The sequence below is a fragment of the Herpetosiphon giganteus genome (genome assembly GCF_016907925.1).
Classification (GTDB): Bacteria; Chloroflexota; Chloroflexia; order Chloroflexales; family Herpetosiphonaceae; genus Herpetosiphon; species Herpetosiphon giganteus.
Map to the genome: position 1 here is coordinate 51,998 of NZ_JAFBCZ010000013.1, position 17,789 is coordinate 69,786.

Annotated in this window: 15 protein-coding genes; 7 read left to right on the forward strand and 8 right to left on the reverse strand. The window is 53.1% G+C overall.

Features of this window, described 5'->3' with window-relative positions; all coding sequences use genetic code 11:
• Nucleotides 1–87: 87 nt before the first annotated feature.
• The gene (locus tag JOD20_RS13360) at nt 88–2,028 is read left to right on the forward strand and encodes a protein kinase domain-containing protein (RefSeq protein WP_204755735.1); all 1,941 of its coding nucleotides are present in this window, start codon (nt 88–90) and stop codon (nt 2,026–2,028) included.
• Nucleotides 2,029–2,443: 415 nt separating this feature from the next.
• Here JOD20_RS13360 and JOD20_RS13365 read toward each other — a convergent pair whose 3' ends face one another.
• Complete coding sequence (locus tag JOD20_RS13365; RefSeq protein ID WP_204755736.1) at nt 2,444–3,910, reverse strand: HAMP domain-containing sensor histidine kinase; 1,467 nt, start codon at nt 3,908–3,910, stop codon at nt 2,444–2,446.
• A 282-nt stretch (nt 3,911–4,192) separates the two neighbouring features.
• Here JOD20_RS13365 and JOD20_RS13370 point away from each other — a divergent pair, with 282 nt between their 5' ends.
• The 3 genes from JOD20_RS13370 (at nt 4,193) to JOD20_RS13380 (ending at nt 6,382) form a co-directional block, all read left to right on the forward strand.
• Nucleotides 4,193–4,765 carry a hypothetical protein gene (locus JOD20_RS13370; RefSeq protein WP_204755737.1) on the forward strand — a complete coding sequence of 191 codons (573 nt, stop codon included), beginning with the start codon at nt 4,193–4,195 and terminating at the stop codon, nt 4,763–4,765.
• 14 nt (nt 4,766–4,779) lie between these two features.
• The gene (locus JOD20_RS13375) at nt 4,780–5,157 is read left to right on the forward strand and encodes an Asp23/Gls24 family envelope stress response protein (protein WP_204755738.1); all 378 of its coding nucleotides are present in this window, start codon (nt 4,780–4,782) and stop codon (nt 5,155–5,157) included.
• A gap of 436 nt (nt 5,158–5,593) precedes the next feature.
• Nucleotides 5,594–6,382: a phosphodiester glycosidase family protein gene (locus JOD20_RS13380; RefSeq protein WP_204755739.1), complete on the forward strand. Its 789-nt coding sequence runs from the start codon at nt 5,594–5,596 to the stop codon at nt 6,380–6,382.
• A 141-nt stretch (nt 6,383–6,523) separates the two neighbouring features.
• Here the strand turns inward: JOD20_RS13380 and meaB are convergent, their stop codons facing one another.
• The 5 genes from meaB to JOD20_RS13405 form a co-directional block, all read right to left on the reverse strand.
• Nucleotides 6,524–7,471: a methylmalonyl Co-A mutase-associated GTPase MeaB gene (gene meaB, locus JOD20_RS13385; protein ID WP_204755740.1), complete on the reverse strand. Its 948-nt coding sequence runs from the start codon at nt 7,469–7,471 to the stop codon at nt 6,524–6,526.
• 7 nt (nt 7,472–7,478) lie between these two features.
• Nucleotides 7,479–7,892 (reverse strand): cobalamin B12-binding domain-containing protein, encoded by a 414-nt coding sequence (locus tag JOD20_RS13390; protein ID WP_204755741.1) that lies wholly within the window; start codon nt 7,890–7,892, stop codon nt 7,479–7,481.
• 87 nt (nt 7,893–7,979) lie between these two features.
• Complete coding sequence (locus JOD20_RS13395) at nt 7,980–9,299, reverse strand: NlpC/P60 family protein (protein ID WP_204755742.1); 1,320 nt, start codon at nt 9,297–9,299, stop codon at nt 7,980–7,982.
• 389 nt (nt 9,300–9,688) lie between these two features.
• A complete protein-coding gene (gatA, locus tag JOD20_RS13400) occupies nt 9,689–11,143 on the reverse strand; it encodes an Asp-tRNA(Asn)/Glu-tRNA(Gln) amidotransferase subunit GatA (protein WP_420828952.1) in 1,455 nt (484 codons plus the stop codon).
• Nucleotides 11,144–11,306: 163 nt separating this feature from the next.
• Complete coding sequence (locus JOD20_RS13405; RefSeq protein WP_204755744.1) at nt 11,307–11,837, reverse strand: GNAT family N-acetyltransferase; 531 nt, start codon at nt 11,835–11,837, stop codon at nt 11,307–11,309.
• A gap of 347 nt (nt 11,838–12,184) precedes the next feature.
• Here JOD20_RS13405 and JOD20_RS13410 point away from each other — a divergent pair, with 347 nt between their 5' ends.
• The 3 genes from JOD20_RS13410 to JOD20_RS13420 are packed head-to-tail and all read left to right on the forward strand — an operon-like array spanning nt 12,185 to nt 14,511.
• Nucleotides 12,185–12,742, forward strand: a complete 558-nt coding sequence (locus JOD20_RS13410) for a hypothetical protein (RefSeq protein ID WP_204755745.1) — start codon at nt 12,185–12,187, stop codon at nt 12,740–12,742.
• Nucleotides 12,743–12,785: 43 nt separating this feature from the next.
• A complete protein-coding gene (locus tag JOD20_RS13415) occupies nt 12,786–14,351 on the forward strand; it encodes an acyl-CoA mutase large subunit family protein (RefSeq protein WP_204755746.1) in 1,566 nt (521 codons plus the stop codon).
• Nucleotides 14,338–14,511, forward strand: a complete 174-nt coding sequence (locus JOD20_RS13420) for a hypothetical protein (protein WP_204755748.1) — start codon at nt 14,338–14,340, stop codon at nt 14,509–14,511. The genes JOD20_RS13415 and JOD20_RS13420 overlap by 14 nt, the downstream gene beginning before the upstream one ends.
• On the opposite strand, the gene JOD20_RS13425 is transcribed toward JOD20_RS13420, so the two are convergent.
• Nucleotides 14,508–17,102, reverse strand: coding sequence for a RecQ family ATP-dependent DNA helicase (locus tag JOD20_RS13425; protein WP_204755750.1), 2,595 nt, complete (start codon nt 17,100–17,102; stop codon nt 14,508–14,510). The genes JOD20_RS13420 and JOD20_RS13425 overlap by 4 nt on opposite strands.
• A 178-nt stretch (nt 17,103–17,280) precedes the next feature.
• On the reverse strand, nt 17,281–17,787 hold the full coding sequence (locus tag JOD20_RS13430; protein ID WP_204755751.1) for a hypothetical protein: 507 nt from the start codon (nt 17,785–17,787) through the stop codon (nt 17,281–17,283).
• Nucleotides 17,788–17,789: the final 2 nt, after the last annotated feature.

Genomic DNA, 17,789 nt, shown 5'->3' on the forward strand with positions numbered 1-17,789 from the left:
TTAAATCATAATTGGTATGTTCTATGTTCTATGCTCTATGTTCTTGCCTGACCCCCAGCCCCCAATAACCGACCCCCAACTAAAACTATGCGTGAACGCTATCGCTTTGTAGAACAACTTGGTAAAGGTGGTTTTGCTACCGTCTGGCTCGCCTACGATAAACAAATCGGTGGGCTTTGCGCTGTTAAACAAAGTATTGCCGCCGAAGCAGAAGTTACTGAGATGTTGGAAGCAGAGGCCACGATTTTGGCTGGGCTGGCGCATCCATCGTTGCCCCGAATTCGCGATCATTTTGTGCACGAAGGCCATGCCTGTGTCGTGATGGATTACATCGAAGGCGTTGATCTGAATGTGTTGTTGGCAACCGAGCACGATGGCATCGCCCCCAAACGGGTTGTCGAATGGGCGCAACAATTGTGCACCGCCGTCCAATATATTCACACCCTGCCGCAACCAGTGCTCCACCGCGATATTAAGCCTTCGAACGTTAAGCTCACGCCTGATGGGCGTTTAGTGCTGATTGATTTTGGGATTGCGCGTGATCTCAAGGTTTCGAGCTTGGGCTTGCGGCGCGCGGTAACTGCTGGCTATTCGCCGCCAGAGCAATATCGCGGCCAAACTGATGCGCGCTCGGATATTTATGCGCTGGCAGCAACAATTTATGCCTTGTTGACTGGGCGCGCTCCTTTGGCAGCTCCAGCCCGCTTAATTGGCGAAGCCTTACCAGCGCCTTCTGCCCTGCGGCCCAGCCTGCCAAACGCCTTGGATCAGCCGTTATTACGCGGTTTGGCCTTGGAGCCGGAGGATCGGCAGCAGTCGGCTGGTCAGTTGGCCTTAGAATTGATGACCGCGTGGCGTTCGATTCAGCCAGCTAGCCCCAAATTGCCACTCATTCGCACCCAACCCTTGATTCAGCCACGCACCTGGCGACATTGGCTGGGGCTTGGCTTGGTTGGCAGCCTGAGTTTGGGCGGGTTTAGCGCCACAATTTGGAGCCTCGTGCGGCAACAAAATGCTGCTGAAGCTTCGCCCAATTCGCAAACCTATTTTCCTGCCTTGTTGAATAATAGTGCCACTTCGGCCCCGTTGCTCACGCCAACGCCCGCGCCAACCAGCACACCAGCCCCAACCAGCACACCAGCCCCAACCTCGACAGTTCAGCCTTTGGTTGCTGGCCTAACTGGCTATTTCTTTGTTGGCATGCGGGCCAAAGACGGCGAATATCAAATCTATCGGATTCCGGCGATGGGCGGCGAGCCGCAGCAATTGACCACGCTTGGCGCAAATTACGGTGGCGTGGTTTCGCCTGATGGCAAACAAATCGCCTTTACTTCCGAGCGCGATGGCCGCGAGCAAGTGTATGTGATGAATGTTGATGGCAGCAATCAGCAACGCATTACCAATGATGTTGGACGTTGCGAATACCCTAGCTGGTCGCCAGATGGCCAAAGTGTGGTTTATGCTCACCGCCGCTTGGACGATTTGAAGGAAAATAGCTCAACAATCTACATCCAACGGCTTGACCAAGCTGAAGGCCAGCAAGTAAGCAAAATGTGGGGCACAATGCCAACCTGGGGCGAGCAAGGCATCGTGTTCACCAGCCGCGATATTGTCGAGAATATCGAGCAATTGGGCTTGGCGATTATTCAGCCCGACGGCAGCGAGCTAAAAATTATCAACCCAACCCGCGATCGCGATGAACATTATGCTGAATGGTCGCCTGATGGCAAGCAAATAGCCTATGTTGCTGGCGATAGTCAGCGCACAATTACCCGCCAAATTTGGGTGATGAACGCCGATGGCTCAAATCCGCACCCGCTGACCAAAAGCATTGGCGGCGTAACCCAGCCGCGCTGGTCGCCCGATGGCAAATGGATTGTCTTTTTGGCCAAATGGGGAATGCCCGATGACCTGCAAAATAATCGTCCGCGCTTCAATTTGTGGGTTGTTTCGACCGAGGGCGGGCCTGCGCAGCCGTTTACGATTTCTGATGCGAATAAATTTGGGCTTGGTTGGGGGCCGCGCTAAGGTTAAGATCCCCTCACCCCAACCCCTCTCCTTTCAAGGGTAGGTTTTTAACAAATGTAAAAGTATGTGGCATGTTTCATTCCCTCACCCCCCAGCCCCCTCTCCCACTGAACGCGGGCGAGGGGGAGCCGACCAGTGGTACCAAGAACTGCGTCAGAACCACCCGTTTAAAGCCCCTCGCCCGCGCCACGGGAGAGGGGTTGGGGTGAGGGGATCTTAACTTGTAAGAACTCCCTCTCCCACGAAAACGCGGGTGAGGGGGAGCTCGATGGGAGAACCGCAAATCATCGATCAACCACCATTCATGCCAAATCCATCCAACCAAAAGCCCCTCGCCCGCGCCACGGGAGAGGGGTTGGGGTGAGGGGATCTTAGCAACCTACCCTTGTAAGGAGGGGGCTGGGGGGTGAGGGAACTAAACAACTTCACCGCCGCTGGCGGGATTCTGGGGCAAGGGTTCGCAGACCAAGGCCAGCGGAAAGGCCACATAAAAAGTTGTGCCTGCTTCCTCGATGCTCTCGAAATAAATCGAGCCATGATTCATCTCGACCAAGGCTTTGGCGATTGATAAGCCTAAACCTGTGCCGCCTGCCGCCCGCGACAATGGGTTGTCGTTGCGAAAGAAGCGCCCGAAAATTCGCGGTTGCTCACGTAGCGAAATGCCAATGCCTGTGTCGCGCACCACCACCAGCACATCATCGATTCGCTGTTGAACTTCAATTTGAATCTGGCCATGCTCAGGCGTGTATTTGATTGCATTGCTAATCAGGTGGTGGCTAATTTGGCGCAAATGCAATGGATCAAGGCTCAATAACGGCAATTCGGCGGGCAATACACATTCTAATTGCAGTTTTTTGCGCTCAGCTCGTGGCCGAAATTCATTCAATACAGCGCTCAACACGCTGCGCAAATCAACTGGTTGCGGGGTATGTTCGTTGCGCTGAATTTCCAGCCGTGCCAAATCAACAACTTCGTTCATCAGCTCAGTTAGGCGTTGAATGTTGCGGCCAATGCCCTCGATATAGCTAATTTCTTCGGGGCTAAAATGCTCAGGGTTGCTCCACAGCAGCATATCGGCAAAACCACGAATGCTGGTCAACGGCGAACGCAATTCATGGGCTGCCAAAGCCATAAAATCGCTGCGCAGCCGTTCGCTCTCAACCCGCGCACTCATATCTTGTAAAATGGCCACCGCGCCCATGCGTTGGTCGTCGACCCAAATTGGGTTGGCGCTCAGGCGATAGGTGCGCCCAGCAAAACAGACCCGTTCGGCAGGCTTGATGTGGGGCCGCCCCAAGGCTTGATCCAAGGCTGGTTGCACGGCCTCAAGCGCCGCATAAAAGCGCACGCTCAAATTCGGCTGTTCGTGGGTGGTTTGCAGGCGTTCGGCTTCGGCCATGGCAATAATGTTGTAGGCGGCAGTGTTGAGCAATACAATCTGACCAAGCTGATCGCAGACGATTACGCCATCGTCGATCGCGGCCAAAATTGCCCGTTCGCGCTGGGTTTCGCGCCGCTGGTTGGCTAGCAAGCTGGTGAAATGCTCAGCCGCCAGATTGATCGATTGGGCCAATTCGCCCAGTTCGTCAGTGCCCAAATTTGGTGCGCGCACGCTCAAATCGGCGGTTGCCAAGACCTCAACCACGGCGGTTAATTGCTCAATTACTCGCCGTTTGCGTTGCAAAATCACAATTAGGCCAATTTGCAGCAGCAGCCACAAACCGCCAAGGCTAATCAACAGCCAATGCCACCAATCGAAGTTTGCCAGCCAAAGCCCATAGCCAATCAGGCCCAGCCCGAAGCCGCCAACGACAATCGCCATCAGATACGCCAACCGAATCAGCTGATTAAGCGCCAAACTACTGTGTGCCTGCAACTGCATAGCCATTCTCGTTACTCAAATTGGCCTATGCTAGCAGCCCAAAGTTAAGCCTTGATTATGGTCATGTTTAAGCTATATTTTACCTATTGGCGCAGCTTAACCGAACAGCAAGATCAAGCTTAGCTGGGCAAATGAGGCTTGAGTATTTACCAAGACACAACAGCATGAGCAAGCCAATTGCAAGCACGGCGATAATTCCCATGGCATATTGAGTATTAGCTAGATTCGAGTATTATTAAGCCAAATGCGACCATCTGCGGATGGCATGGAGAGCCACATCAAATGAGCGAACAAACCGATGCCCCGAAACCGATTGTGATTAAACAAAAACGTGGATGTTTGGCGACCCTTGTGGGTTCTGCTTTGACGATTATTGTCAGTGCTGGGCTGGGGGCGGCGCTCGCGCTCTTGGTGATGTGGTATGGGCCACGCAATTTTGGGGTGAGCTTTCCCGATAGCACTGGGCGGATTGCCGCGCTGGAGCAAGCCCAACAAACCGCGATCATCGTCCAAACCGATCAAGCTGCAACCTTGCGCGGCTTGACTGATCTGCGTGGCTCGGTCGATGGCTTGCGCGAACGAGTGCAAACGCTTGAGAGCAGCCTCAATACCCGTGAAACCAACCTCGATAGCCTCCAAAAACAAATCGATTCGAATCTTAATTCGTTGTTGAGCATTCAATCGCGGCTTGATGAGCTTGAATCGATTCCCGCCAATGCAGCCTTGACCAACCGCCTTGATAGCGTCGAACAAGATTTAGCCAGCATTGGCAGTACCTTGGAGCGCCTCCGAATCGCTTTAGGGGCAGCTGCACCAACCGCTAGCCCACCGCCAACCGCCACGCCCACTCGTTAGCCAAGGAGCGAATTATGCCCCAACAACAATCAATTGTGCGTTCAGTTCGCAGTAATCGCCATACCACCACCATCGATATTGGGGTGATTGGCCAAATCGTGCAGTCGGTTAGCGGCACGATTGAAGGCATTTACGAAACCCAACTCGAAAGCGCCGAATTGCTTGCTGAAGGCCGTGCCGAGAACGATCAAAAAAAAGACGAGGAGCCGCAAACCCGTTTTGATGAACGCGCCAGTGTTGTGCTGCACCTCAAATTAATTCCATTTATCCACGAGCAATTGCCACCAATCGTCAATGCGCTGCGCAAACGGGTGATCGAAAGCATTCAACAATATACCGAGCTGAATGTTCACGCTGTGCATATTCATATCGCTGGTTTGTGGTATCGCTAGCCAGTTGCTGTATTGGTTCATGACGTTAATCACCATTGCACGTTTCCACCCTTCCGTCCCGCCAGCGGGAAACGCAGGGGGCTTTAATCCCCCTGCACCCCCTCAAGGACAATCTGCGTCCAAACGGCATCCCTTGATGAACCTGTGGATGCGTGGTACGCAGCCGAAACCAATTCTTGGATGGGGTTGGATTGCGAGAACATGCTGGTTGCTAACCCTATGAACCAATATAAGCTGCTGCTAAGGGTCAGTCGTCGGCACACCAAAGCTCAATGTTAATGTTAAAGCTGACCCCTTGCATACGCCGTCGATACCTGGTATCCCTCATACTCCATTCTTCAACCGATGCCTACCCCTCAGATTCAATGATTATGGTAGGATGAACGCTCTTGTGTGAGGAATTAGTATGCACTTTTTATTCAGATTGAGCCTCATTATGCTCCTTACTTGGGGTTTAATCAGTTGTTCGCGATCGGATATGCAAGAGGTGCTCAAACCAAGCGGCACCAGCACCCCAATTATTTCGCCCGACAGCGCCGAACCAACCACGGTCGATAACCAATGGCAACGCTTAGAACCAGGCCTTGAGTTTCGCGAAATTGGCTACGATGTGACCAATGTTCAAGTCTTGCGCATCGATCCTGCCTATTTTCGATTGCGGATTGGCTACGATGTGGCCAGCCCCGGTCGAGTGAGCGAATGGGCCGCGGCGCTCAATCCGGTTGCCGTGATCAACGGCGGCTATTTTGATCCCCAAGGGCGGGCAACAGCACTCACAATTTTCGATGGCGTAGTCAATGGCACATCCTACGATGGTTTTGGCGGCATGCTGGCAGTTGATAGTGCTGATGCATGGTCGTTGCGTTCGTTGCGCGAACAACCCTACGATAGCAGCGAAGTGCTGAATCAGGCGCTGCAATCGGCACCGATGTTGGTGGTGCATGGCACGGCGATTGAGCAGCCCAACGACGATGGCGATAAAGCCCGCCGCAGCGTGATTGCGCTCGATCAGTCAGGGCATTTGTTGATTATTGTCTGTAGCTGGCCGAGCTTTACCCTGACCGAGCTAAGCCAGTGGTTGGTGCAGCAAAATCTTGCAATCGACGCGGCCTTGAATCTCGATGGTGGCTCGTCGACAGGCTTGGTGGTCAGTAGCGAAAGCCGCGCGTTTAAGCTTGATTCGCTAGTGCGCGTGCCCCAAGTGCTGTTGGTTGAGCGCAAGTAATGTGTTCCCTCACCCCAACCCCTCTCCCGTGGCACGGGCGAGGGGCTTTAATGCCGTGGTTTTTGCATGATTGGTGGTAAAAACGGGTGCTCCCCCTCGCCCGCGTTCAGTGGGAGAGGGGGCCGGGGGGTGAGGGAACAGCTAGCTCAATTCCAAAACCGTTTCAATCGCCTGCTTGGCGGCAGCATAGGGGTCAAGCTGGCGCTCGGCCATTTGATTGAGTAATTGTTCGTATTGCTGTGGCTCAAGCCGTTGCAACAATTGGCGCAAGAGGCTTTCGCGCATAATCATTTTCCATTCACGCTCAATACGTTCGCGTTCGCGCAATTCAAGCAAATTATTGTTTTTCAGATGCTCAAAATGGCGTTCAACCGCCGCCGCTGCTTCGGCGATATTCTTGCCAGTGTTGGAAACCGTCTGCACAATCGGCGGCTCCCAGCCATCGCGATGCTCGCCGCTGCCAAGGTGTAACATCATCTGCAATTGGCGCACGGTGCGCTCAACGCCCTCGCGATCAGCTTTATTGACCACAAACACATCGGCAATTTCCAAAATGCCTGCTTTGATCGCTTGAATATCATCGCCCATGCCTGGCACTTCGACGACCACCACGCTATGCGCTTCGCGAGCAATTTCGACCTCTGCTTGCCCAGCGCCAACCGTTTCGACAATCACAATATCGAAACCGGCTGCATCGAGCACTTTCACCGCATCGCCAGTGGCCCGCGATAAGCCGCCAAGGCTACCACGGCTGGCCATCGAACGAATATAACAGCCGCTATCGCCGCCCAACGATTGCATACGAATCCGATCGCCGAGGATTGCGCCGCCGCTAAATGGCGAGGTTGGATCGACGGCCAACACCGCGACCGTGCGCCCAAGGCTGCGCCAATGCAAGGCCAATTGGGTCACCAAGGTCGATTTGCCAGTGCCAGGCGCGCCAGTTACCCCGACGATATGGGCATGGCCAGTGTAGGGATACAGCGCAGCCAAGGCAGTTTGGGCTTGGGCATCGCCAGCTTCAACCAGGGTTATCAAGCGGGCCAGTGCCCGACGATTGCCAGCACGAGCCTTTGCAACAAGTTCCACGCCCAACCTACCCTTCTACCGAGCTACGCTGAACATGCTCACGAATAAAATCAATAATTGCATGAGTTGATGAGCCAGGCCCGAAGATGCCCGCAATCCCATGCTCGTTACGCAAGGTCAGTGCATCCTCATCGGAGATAATGCCTCCAGCAACCACCAAAATATCCGCGCCATCGTTTTCGCGCAACATCGTGGTTATTTTGGGCAGCAAGGTCATATGCGCCCCAGAGAGAATCGACAAGCCGATGCAATCAACATCTTCTTGCAACGCGGCTTCGACAATCATTTGCGGGGTTTGTTGCAACCCAGTGTAAATAACTTCCATGCCTGCATCACGCAAGGCGCGCGCGATTACTTTTGCGCCACGGTCGTGGCCATCAAGCCCAGGCTTGGCCACCAACACCCGAATTGGTCGTTCCATGAGGTCTTTCCTCCACATTGAGAAATGACGATACACCCCATTGTAGCGCAGTTTAGCGCAGTTGCGGATCGTCAGATCTGCCCATATTTAGATTAATCCAGCAACTTCTTTGAGCCGCACCCGCTTGACCCATTGATAGCCGCGTTTGCCTTGCAAACATTGCTGGCGAGTGGTGGCGATATTGCCCAAGCCCCAACGCTGGCCATTGGCAAGGTCAAAATTCATGCTGGCCTCAATCACATCGAAATTGGCGCTCAAGGGATAATTGGTTCCCGAGCGATCGGTGCCTTGAAACGGGCCAACATATAAGCTAACATGGCCTGCTTGGGCCGCACCATTGTTGCCAAACACCAAAACATCACCTGGTTGCCAATCGTTGGCATCGCTAATTTCTTGCAACGTAGCTGGGCCGGGCGCATAATATTGGGCCATATGTGGGTTGGCATTGCTTTGCCAATTCACATTAATGCCTGCTGCTGCAAAACAAATGCTCACCAAATCGGCGCAAACAATATCTTTGTAATATTGATGGTTAGGATTGCTGGCGAATTGCGCTCCATAGCACATTTGCTGCAAATTGGTGGGCAATGCATCGTAGACGGTTTTTTCATCGCCAAGCATCAATAATGCTTGATCAATAATCGCCCGCACTTTGGGGTGTAAAGCATTATAACTGGGGTGTGCTGAACGCACGCCACTGCCACCGCCGCGCACATTAATTGGCTGATTGATGTTATTGTTGACAATCACTGGCACGCGAACTGGCGTATAGCCAGCTACATTCACTTCGAGCAAGCCAACCGCGCCAGCGCCAATCTTGTCGAAACGATAATTACCTTGAGCATCGGTTTTGACTTCGCAGGCAGCACGAGCAACTGGCGAAACTTCGGGAATGAGATAAGTTTTGCTGGTTTGAAACAAGCGGCCATCAGCAACCAATTGCGGATTATGAATTAAAGCATTATCGCGAAACGATTCCCAACTAATTGGCACGCGCTTATCGATATATTGCACCCAGCAATCCCAGCGCGAGCCAGCAAAGCCCGCGATTTTGCGCGTCCAACTGACCTCTTGGGCAGGCGAAACTTCGGGCATCAAATAGGTTTTTTCGCGATGAAACACCCGCCCATCATCATTCAAATGGGGGTTGTAGATCAACGCGCCATCGCGAAAATCGCCCCATGCAATTGGCACTTTGCCGTTGATCTGCTGTTCCCAGCATTCCCAGCGCGTGCCACTAAACCCAGTCAACGAGCGCGTCCAATCGACTTGGCCAGCTGGCAAGAGGCTGCGATTGGCAATATTGCTCAAATAGCCCGCCTGCGAGATAAAGCGCACGCTCACATTGGCCAGCGGCGCAAGATCAATTGCCCGAATCACCCGCCCAGTGATGCTATAACTGGTCATGGCTTTGGCTCCCTCCTAGATGCTTTCGTAGCTCAATGGTAGCGGCGGCGCTCAGAGATTGCAAGAGCCATTGGGGAAAGGATGAAGGATTAATTATGAGGGATGAAGAGCAAAAGGCAAAAATCAAAAATCAAAAGTCAAAAAGAACAGAGAGCATAGAACAAGGATGAGGGATGAAATTAATGAGGAGTACGGACTAAGTACTTTAACGCAGAGGCGCAGAGAATGAAGAGCTGTTAACTATTTATCTATCGATATTCCTTAATCGAGGTACTTTTTCATAATTCATCCTTCATAATTCAGAAGCTCTGCGCCTCTGCGTTAAAAAAATAGGCTATTGACGATCGATAGCATACCGATAGCCAATAGCCTAATGTCAATAGCCTTCGTTACAAACTTGGATGTTGTTTATACCACGTATTATTTTGCTCGTAGGCGTGGCCGACGCGCAGCAAGGTTGCTTCATCAAACGGCTTGCCAATTAATTGTAGGCCAGTTGGCAAATTGTCGCTGAAGCCACAGGGAACAACCAAACCAGGCACACCTGCCAAGTTAATCGGCAAAGTACAAACATCCGAAAGATACATCGCCACTGGATCATCGGTTTTTTCGCCAATTTTGAAGGCGACTGTGGGCGAGGTTGGCGCTGCCAGCAAATCGACCTTGCTCCAGACTTCTTGGAAGTCGCGACGAATCAGGGTACGCACTTGTTGGGCGCGGCGATAGTAGGCATCGTAATAGCCCGATGAGAGCGCATAGGTGCCCAGCATAATCCGGCGGCGCACTTCAGCGCCAAACAATTGGCCACGCGTTGATTCAATTTCATCAAACAGGCCTTTGCCTTCCAAGCGCACGCCATAGCGCACACCATCGAAGCGGGCCAAGTTGGTGCTACATTCTGCTGGCGCAATGATGTAGTACACGGGCAAGGCATATTTAGTATGGGGCAATGAAACTTCAACGATCTCAGCGCCCAAATCCTTAATCTGCTCAATCGCCGTGCGCACTGCTTTCTCGACCCCAGGCTCCATGCCTTCGACAAAATATTCGCTGGGCACGCCAACTTTGAGGCCGCGAATATCACCGGTTAGGCTGGCGCGATAGTCGGGCACTGGCAAGTTGGCGCTGGTCGAATCTTTGGGATCATGGCCAGCGATCGTTTCGAGCAGCAGCGCCACATCTTCAACCGTGCGCGCAAACGGCCCACATTGATCGAGCGATGAGGCAAAGGCCACCAAACCATAGCGCGAAACCCGCCCGTAGGTTGGCTTCAAGCCAACGATGCCACACAACGCGGCAGGCTGACGAATCGAGCCACCAGTATCGGTGCCGAGTGTGCCGAAGGCTTGACCAGCAGCAACCGCCGCCGCCGAACCGCCCGACGAGCCACCAGGCACGCGTTCGGTATCCCATGGGTTGCGTGTACCGCCAAAAGCACTATTTTCGTTCGACGAACCCATTGCAAACTCATCCATATTGAGCTTGCCGAGAGTTACCGTGCCAGCCTCATTGAGCTTGCTCACAACCGTGGCATCGTAGGGCGGAACCCAGTTTTCAAGCACTTTCGAGCCGCAGGTGGTGCGCACATCTTTGGTGACAATCACATCTTTGATGCCCAACGGAATGCCAGTTAGGCTGCTTGCATTGCCAGCTTTGATGCGCTCGTCGGCGGCTTGGGCTTGTTGCAAGGCGAGTTCGGGCGTTTGAGTTAAATAGGAATGCAGGGTTGGCTCTAACGCGCTGATGCGTTCCAGCAGAGCCTCGGTCAGTTGCACCGAGGTAATCTCGCCGCGATCTAATTGAGCGCGGGCCTCGGCAATCGTCAATTCATGGAGGGCCATAATCACATCCTCACGCATGGGCTTGTTTAGTTTACCAACGCGCATTGTAGCATAGCGCATCGCTTCACGATCAAAAGCGTTGCTTTAACCTGCCCTAGCGTTTAATTTGAATTGGTTCTTAGCTGACCGAAGCAGCAATCAAGCCTTGATCGAATAGCTGAATTAATTACCAGACCTCGCCCTCACGCCATTCGACTGAAATTGGCGCAGCCAAATCGAGCGGGCCGGTTTTGGGCAAGCGCAAAATCATCACTTCTTCGTCGGGCGTTGGCTCCACGCCTTGTTCTGTACGCATCGCCAACGGGCCACGCCACAGTTCCCAGCCAAGCCGCTGGTAAAACGCCGCATCTGAAGGGCTGAGCGCTGCTAGCGCAAAATCGTCAATTGCGGTGACCAAATGGCGCAAAACATGGCTGGCATAGCCGCGTTTTTGATAATCGGGATGGGTTGCCACAGCTTCGATATAGGCCGTGCGGCGCGGTGCTTCGTCGCCAATTTGCAGCCAGCGCTCCACCCACATCGCATGGCTCACCAACTCGCTACCAAGCCAACCCAACACATGCACCGGATTGGCATAATTGAGATAGGGCGCAAAATCTTCATCATAGGCCAAGCTACACATTGCTAAAATGGCTTGGCCAACATCTGGCGTAAGATCGGCACTTTTACAGATTTGCAAGCTCAATTCAGCAGCCATTGGCACTCCTTTCAAAACACATGCAACTTAACCTTTAAGTGCGTTATCAGCCTAACGATTATTGTAGCTGTTTATGCAGTCCACAACGTTAATTTTAGGGGGTGCAGGGGGATGAAAACCCCCTGCGTTTCCCTCCGGCGGAGGGACGGAAGGGTGGCGAAACCCAAGAACCCACCATTAAACCACAGAATCCAGCCAGCTGTGGGAAGTCTAGCATAGGCTGGATCGCTATTTTTGCATCGCAAGCCCGAATTCTGCTGGCGAGCACGCAGCACCGCCTAAAGCTGAGTTTGTGTAGTATACTAGGCCACAACGCTATTCTATTCTTCTCTAGCTGGTGTGCTGCTATGACCAATGCTGCGTACACACGCCTAAAACCGCAGATCATCACCGGTCGACGGATTCTGCTGACGGCTTTTGTCACCCCGAATGATGATTATTTCGAGCCGCCCGATGGCTGGATCGATCCGATCGAAGTTGCGCTTTATGGCAATAGTTTTGGCTGCAATTTGGCAACGCCCAATGGCAATAAACGCTATATCGATTCCTACAACCGCGATGAGGTGTTGTGGACGACCAATAGTTTAATGCAAAATTGCCAACTGCGGCCAGATTGGGGCTACTCGAATAACTCAACCCTTGATCTGAATCGGCTTTCGCGCTTTGTTAGCCGTTTTACCAAGGCGTGCGTTGCGATTTATCGCCATAACCACCCGCCAGTCACGGTTGGGATGGCAATTATTCCTGCTCAAGGCTTGCAATTGCTCGACCCCCAGACCAATTCGCCATTTGGGCCATTGGTCACCCAAGCGCGGGTCGTAGCCCAAACAGCGCTTGAGCCAGGAGCCGACGAACGTTTACTGCAAACGATTCGCGATGGTTTATTATCTCTTGCAGGCAGCTAAAATGGTAGCTCAGTTAGCGCTCGCAGACACAATGAGGTGATTGATGGGCAATCAAATTACAACTGACGCTGGCATTCCGGTTGAGCCAATTTATCGTGATACCGACCGCCAGCCGGAGCCTGATGCTGGCCAGTTTCCCTACACGCGGGGCATTTATCCCACCATGTATCGTGGCCGCTTGTGGACGATGCGCCAATACGCTGGCTTTGCTTCGGCCCACGAAACCAACGAACGCTTTCGCTATTTGCTTGGTCAAGGCCAAATGGGGCTTTCGGTCGCCTTCGATCTACCAACCCAGCTTGGCCTCGATTCCGACGATCCACGGGCTGAGGGTGAGGTTGGCAAGGTCGGCGTAGCCATCGATTCAATCGACGATATGGCAACCTTGTTCGCTGGCATTCCGCTGGATAAGGTCAGCACCTCGATGACGATTAACGCTCCTGCCAGCGTGCTCTTGCTGTTGTATGAGTTGGTTGGGGCGCAACAGGGCGCTGCATCCAAAACGCTCACGGGCACGATTCAAAATGATATTCTCAAGGAATATGCCGCCCGTGGAACCTATATTTTCCCGCCACGGCCTTCGATGCGGCTGATTACCGATACCTTTGCCTATTGCGCCGAACGGATTCCACGCTGGAATACGATTAGCATCAGCGGCTATCACATTCGCGAGGCTGGAGCGACTGCGGTGCAAGAATTGGCCTTTACTTTGGCCAATGGCATCGCCTACGTCCAAGCAGCGATCGATGCAGGTTTACACGTCGATGAATTTGGCCCGCGTTTGTCGTTCTTCTTCAATGCCCACAACAATTTCTTTGAAGAGATTGCCAAGTTTCGCGCTGCCCGCCGTATGTGGGCCACGATTATGCGCGAGCGCTTTGGCGCAAGCGACGAACGCGCCTTGACCTTGCGCTTCCACACCCAAACTGGCGGCTCGACTTTGACCTCGCAACAGCCGCTCAATAACGTGGTGCGCGTAACTTTGCAAGCCTTGGCGGCGGTGATGGGCGGCACCCAATCGCTGCATACCAACGGCTTTGATGAGGCACTTTCGTTGCCCACCACCGAAGCAGCAACCCTTGCGTTGCGCACCCAACAAGTCATCGCCTATGAAAGCGGCGTGACCGCCAGCGCCGATCCGTTGGGTGGCTCGTATTTGGTCGAAAGCATGACCGACGAGATTGAGCAACGCGCCTTGGCATTAATTCGCCATATCGACGATTTGGGCGGCGCGGTGCGCGCTGTCGAGGATGGTTTTATCCAAGCCCAAATTATGGATACCGCCTACGAGTATCAAAATCGGGTCGAAAGTGGCGAGCAACTGGTCATCGGGGTCAATAAATTTGTTACCGATGATGCGCCAGTGCCAATCTTCAAGCCCAACGAAGCAGTGGCCGCCGAGCAATGCGCTAAATTGGCCAAACTGCGTGCCGAGCGCGATCAAGCGGCAGTTGATGCAGCCTTGGCCGATTTGCAACGCGCTGCTGAAGGCACCGCCAACGTGCTCGAACCAATGCGCGAAGCCTTGAGTCGGCGGGCAACCGTTGGCGAAGTGTGTGGAGTTTTGCGCACGATGTGGGGAGAATATCGACCTGATGTCGCGATCTAAGGGTCTTGTTTTAGCGAGCGTCGTGCTGATCGTGCTGATCATCACGACGCTCGCACCCAATCTATTTGAGCAAATCGATGGCCGGATTGGCAGCTATATTATGGTTGGAGTGGCGCTGGCGGCGGTTGCTGCTTGGTGGTGGCGACGCAAACAAGCCTAGTTTTCAGCTTTGCCAGTCGTAATCAAACTCAGCAAATCTGCGCCCCACTGGGCTAATTTTTGGCTACCAATGCCTTTGATCGTGCTTAATTCGTGGCTGCTGGTTGGCTGATAGGCAGCTAAATCAAACAACACACTATCGGGAATAATCATATAGTGCGGCAGATTAAGCTTGCGGGCTTGCTCGGAGCGCCAGCTTTTGAGCGCCAGCAACAGTTCACCATCGGCCTGCAATTGCTCAGTTTGGGCCGAATCGCGCTTGCCCTGAATATTCAAGGCTGGCAGGCTTTGCGGGTTGTTCAAGGCCGCGCGGCCAGCACTATTTAATGCCAACAACGGATACAAACCCTGCTGCTGGCGATCCAGCAAATGGGCCTCGACCAAGGCCTCAATCACCGCCTCAATTTGTTCCATCGTTACGTGCGCCAACACCCCGTGATCAGGCGAGCGTTTGGCATCGCTCGAACCTTTGAGCAAACGCGCCAAACCAGTACGCCCCAAGGGATATGGCAAGCGAGTCAGGGTTGCGAGCACTTGCAGCGCAATATCACGCTGTTGATTGCCAGTGCGTTTGGGAGCCGCCGTCACGACCACCAAGGTTGCGCCTTGATAGGCCAAACTGCCAGCATCAACCAACACATCAATTTCAGCGCGAATCGAATCGAACGAGCGCTCGGAGAGTGCCCCAAATAATGGATGCGAGCTATAGCCCCGTGAGCCAGCCAAAATATGGGCCAGATCGCGGCTACTGAGTTGTTGGGGATGTTCGCGCACCGCCTCGACGATAATTCGTTGATGGTCGCTGATTGCGCCGCCATTGCCCCAATTGGCGCTCACCAAGGGCATGGTTTGCGGCTGCAAGCTGCTTGGTGGACGACTAATACTGATGCGGCCCGATTGGCAAATATCGCAGGCATTGCCACAAGCAGGCAAGCGTTGGCCAAACTGCGCCGCCAAAATCCGATGCCGACAATGACTCGCTTCAACGTATTGCGTCAGCGAATCGAGTTGACGCTCTTGGGTGCTGCGCCATTGCTTCAACACCTGATACATCCGTTCGCGAGTATCTTTGGGCGATGGCAGCACTTCGAGCAAGACCTCGCGGGCCACGCCTTCGTAGCCAAGCAAGCCTTGTTCTTGCCATTCGAGCAGTTTTGGCTCAAGTTCGCTAGGGGCAATGCGCAGAGCGGCGGCCAAATCGTGGCTATCAACATCTTGCCACCAGCGGCCAAGGCTAAACCACTCGCAAAGTTGGTTGATTTCGGGCGTTGCAGGTGCTTCGCCACGGCGCAATTTACAAACCCGTGGCAAATCGAAATGGCGACGCAACAGCCCAACATGCTCCAAAATGCCGAGGCCAACCCGCAAACGGGTTTCATCGAAGCCAGAAAGCTCCATCAAATGGGCCTGATTAATCGTACCTTGGCCTTTGCCAATTTGGCCCAAAACTGCTTTATAGAGTTCGCGTAATTCTTCAACCCCAAAATGGCTGCTTTCGAGCCATTCCTTGAGCTGGCGTTTATCGAAAAAGTTGTAGAGCATAATGCAACGCGAAATTTGACCATCGCGGCCAGCCCGCCCCGCCTCTTGAGCATAATCTTCGAGCGATTTGGGCAAATTGGCGTGAATCACCGCCCGCACATCGCGCTTATCCACACCCATGCCAAAGGCAATTGTCGCCACAATCACCCGAGTTTCGCCGCGCATAAAGCGATCTTGGATGGCATCGCGGTCGGGGCAGCCAGCATGATAGGCTTCGGCCACAACCCCAGCTTGGCGCAGGCGCTCGGCTATTTCTTCGCAGCTATTGCGCGAGCGCGCATAAACGATAATTGCGCCATTAATTTGCTGACACAAGCTCAAAATTGCTGCTTGTTTTTTCTCTTTGTTGGAGGCTTTGAGCAACTCGAAGTGCAAGTTTGGCCGAAAAACATTGGTGCGCACCGTTTCTAAATCGCCAAGCTGCTCGCAGATGGCTTTTTCGGTTGCTGGACTAGCGGTTGCCGTCAAGCCCAAAACCAGCGGATTGCCAAGCACGCGCAATGCTTCGCGAATAAAAAGATAATCGGGGCGAAACGAAAAACCCCACAACGACACACAATGCGCTTCATCGACCACAAATAGCGAGATGCCAACTTGCTGCAAGGCATAGAGAAATTGACGTTGGCGCAAACGCTCGGGCGCAACATAAACCAATTTATAACGCCCTTCGCTCAAACCACGCAAGCGCGTGCGCACCTCATCAAACGGAATTGCGCTGTTGATAAAGGTCGCTTGTTCGCGCACTGCCTCGGGCAAACCATCAAGCTGATCTTTCATCAACGCAATCAAGGGCGAGATCACGATCGTGGCGTGAGGCAGTAGCAACGCTGGTAATTGGTAGCAGAGCGATTTACCAGCGCCAGTTGGCATCAAGGCGAGGGTTGATCGGCCTGCCATCACCCGTTCGATGACTTGTTGCTGACCGCTGCGAAAGCCAGGCAAGCCAAAATGCTCGCGGAGGGCTTCGGTCAACTCATTGGCTAAGGCCGTCGGCTGGGCTTCAGCTTCATCGAAGGTAAAAAGCGGGGTTTCAGGATCAACCAAAGTCATAAGAGCCTCAAAAGTAGCAAATCTGTTTGTAAGCATATCACATGATTGAATCGTGGATGACAGCCAGTAACAAGCGATCATGGATCAGTTTTCAGGGTTCAGAGTTGATGAAACCACGAAGATCGCGAAGCAGATTCAAACATTGATTCCCAAATATCAAAGCAATGCCAACTTTTGCTTAGGTATTGAACACTTGCAGATAAATTGTAAGCAGCTGATCGCTCGGCTGCAATTGCACCACCAAGATTTTGTAGCTTTTGCCATTAACAAATTGATAGACATAGCGATATTGTTCAGGTTGCAGATTTAATGTATCAAGCTGCCACCAAGCCTCAGCTTCAGGATACGGTGCATGTTGGGTTGCAAAGAGGGTTTCTTTGGTGTGAAGCACCTCGGTAATCGGCACATTTGTCAGCCATGCATCCAATGCCGAGGCGGGCAAATCGAAGCGCGCAATCACCATCGTATCTAAGGCCGCTTCGCCTTGCGTATGCACATTCGTTGCCTCAGCAGGAATCGCAAAGCCCATAAATTGCTCAATCTCGGCGCAATTCAACGGGCTACTCAAATCACGCAAGGCTGATTCAACCGTCGCATCATGGGTTGGTTGCGCACGAGACTGGCAGCCAAGCAAGGCCACGCTAAGCAGTAAAAGTATCATTAATCGGCGATTTATCGGCTGCATAC

Bases quoted from the DNA above. Each gene is read 5' to 3' on its own strand.
- JOD20_RS13375 (WP_204755738.1), top strand. From the start codon at position 4,780: ATGCCCCAACAACAATCAATTGTGCGTTCAGTTCGCAGTAATCGCCAT.
- JOD20_RS13415 (WP_204755746.1), top strand. From the start codon at position 12,786: ATGGGCAATCAAATTACAACTGACGCTGGCATTCCGGTTGAGCCAATT.
- JOD20_RS13390 (WP_204755741.1), bottom strand. From the start codon at position 7,892: ATGGAACGACCAATTCGGGTGTTGGTGGCCAAGCCTGGGCTTGATGGC.
- JOD20_RS13370 (WP_204755737.1), top strand. From the start codon at position 4,193: ATGAGCGAACAAACCGATGCCCCGAAACCGATTGTGATTAAACAAAAA.
- JOD20_RS13405 (WP_204755744.1), bottom strand. From the start codon at position 11,837: ATGGCTGCTGAATTGAGCTTGCAAATCTGTAAAAGTGCCGATCTTACG.
- JOD20_RS13395 (WP_204755742.1), bottom strand. From the start codon at position 9,299: ATGACCAGTTATAGCATCACTGGGCGGGTGATTCGGGCAATTGATCTT.
- JOD20_RS13365 (WP_204755736.1), bottom strand. From the start codon at position 3,910: ATGCAGTTGCAGGCACACAGTAGTTTGGCGCTTAATCAGCTGATTCGG.
- JOD20_RS13430 (WP_204755751.1), bottom strand. From the start codon at position 17,787: ATGCAGCCGATAAATCGCCGATTAATGATACTTTTACTGCTTAGCGTG.
- JOD20_RS13425 (WP_204755750.1), bottom strand. From the start codon at position 17,102: ATGACTTTGGTTGATCCTGAAACCCCGCTTTTTACCTTCGATGAAGCT.
- JOD20_RS13360 (WP_204755735.1), top strand. From the start codon at position 88: ATGCGTGAACGCTATCGCTTTGTAGAACAACTTGGTAAAGGTGGTTTT.
- JOD20_RS13410 (WP_204755745.1), top strand. From the start codon at position 12,185: ATGACCAATGCTGCGTACACACGCCTAAAACCGCAGATCATCACCGGT.
- JOD20_RS13380 (WP_204755739.1), top strand. From the start codon at position 5,594: ATGCTCCTTACTTGGGGTTTAATCAGTTGTTCGCGATCGGATATGCAA.
- JOD20_RS13420 (WP_204755748.1), top strand. From the start codon at position 14,338: ATGTCGCGATCTAAGGGTCTTGTTTTAGCGAGCGTCGTGCTGATCGTG.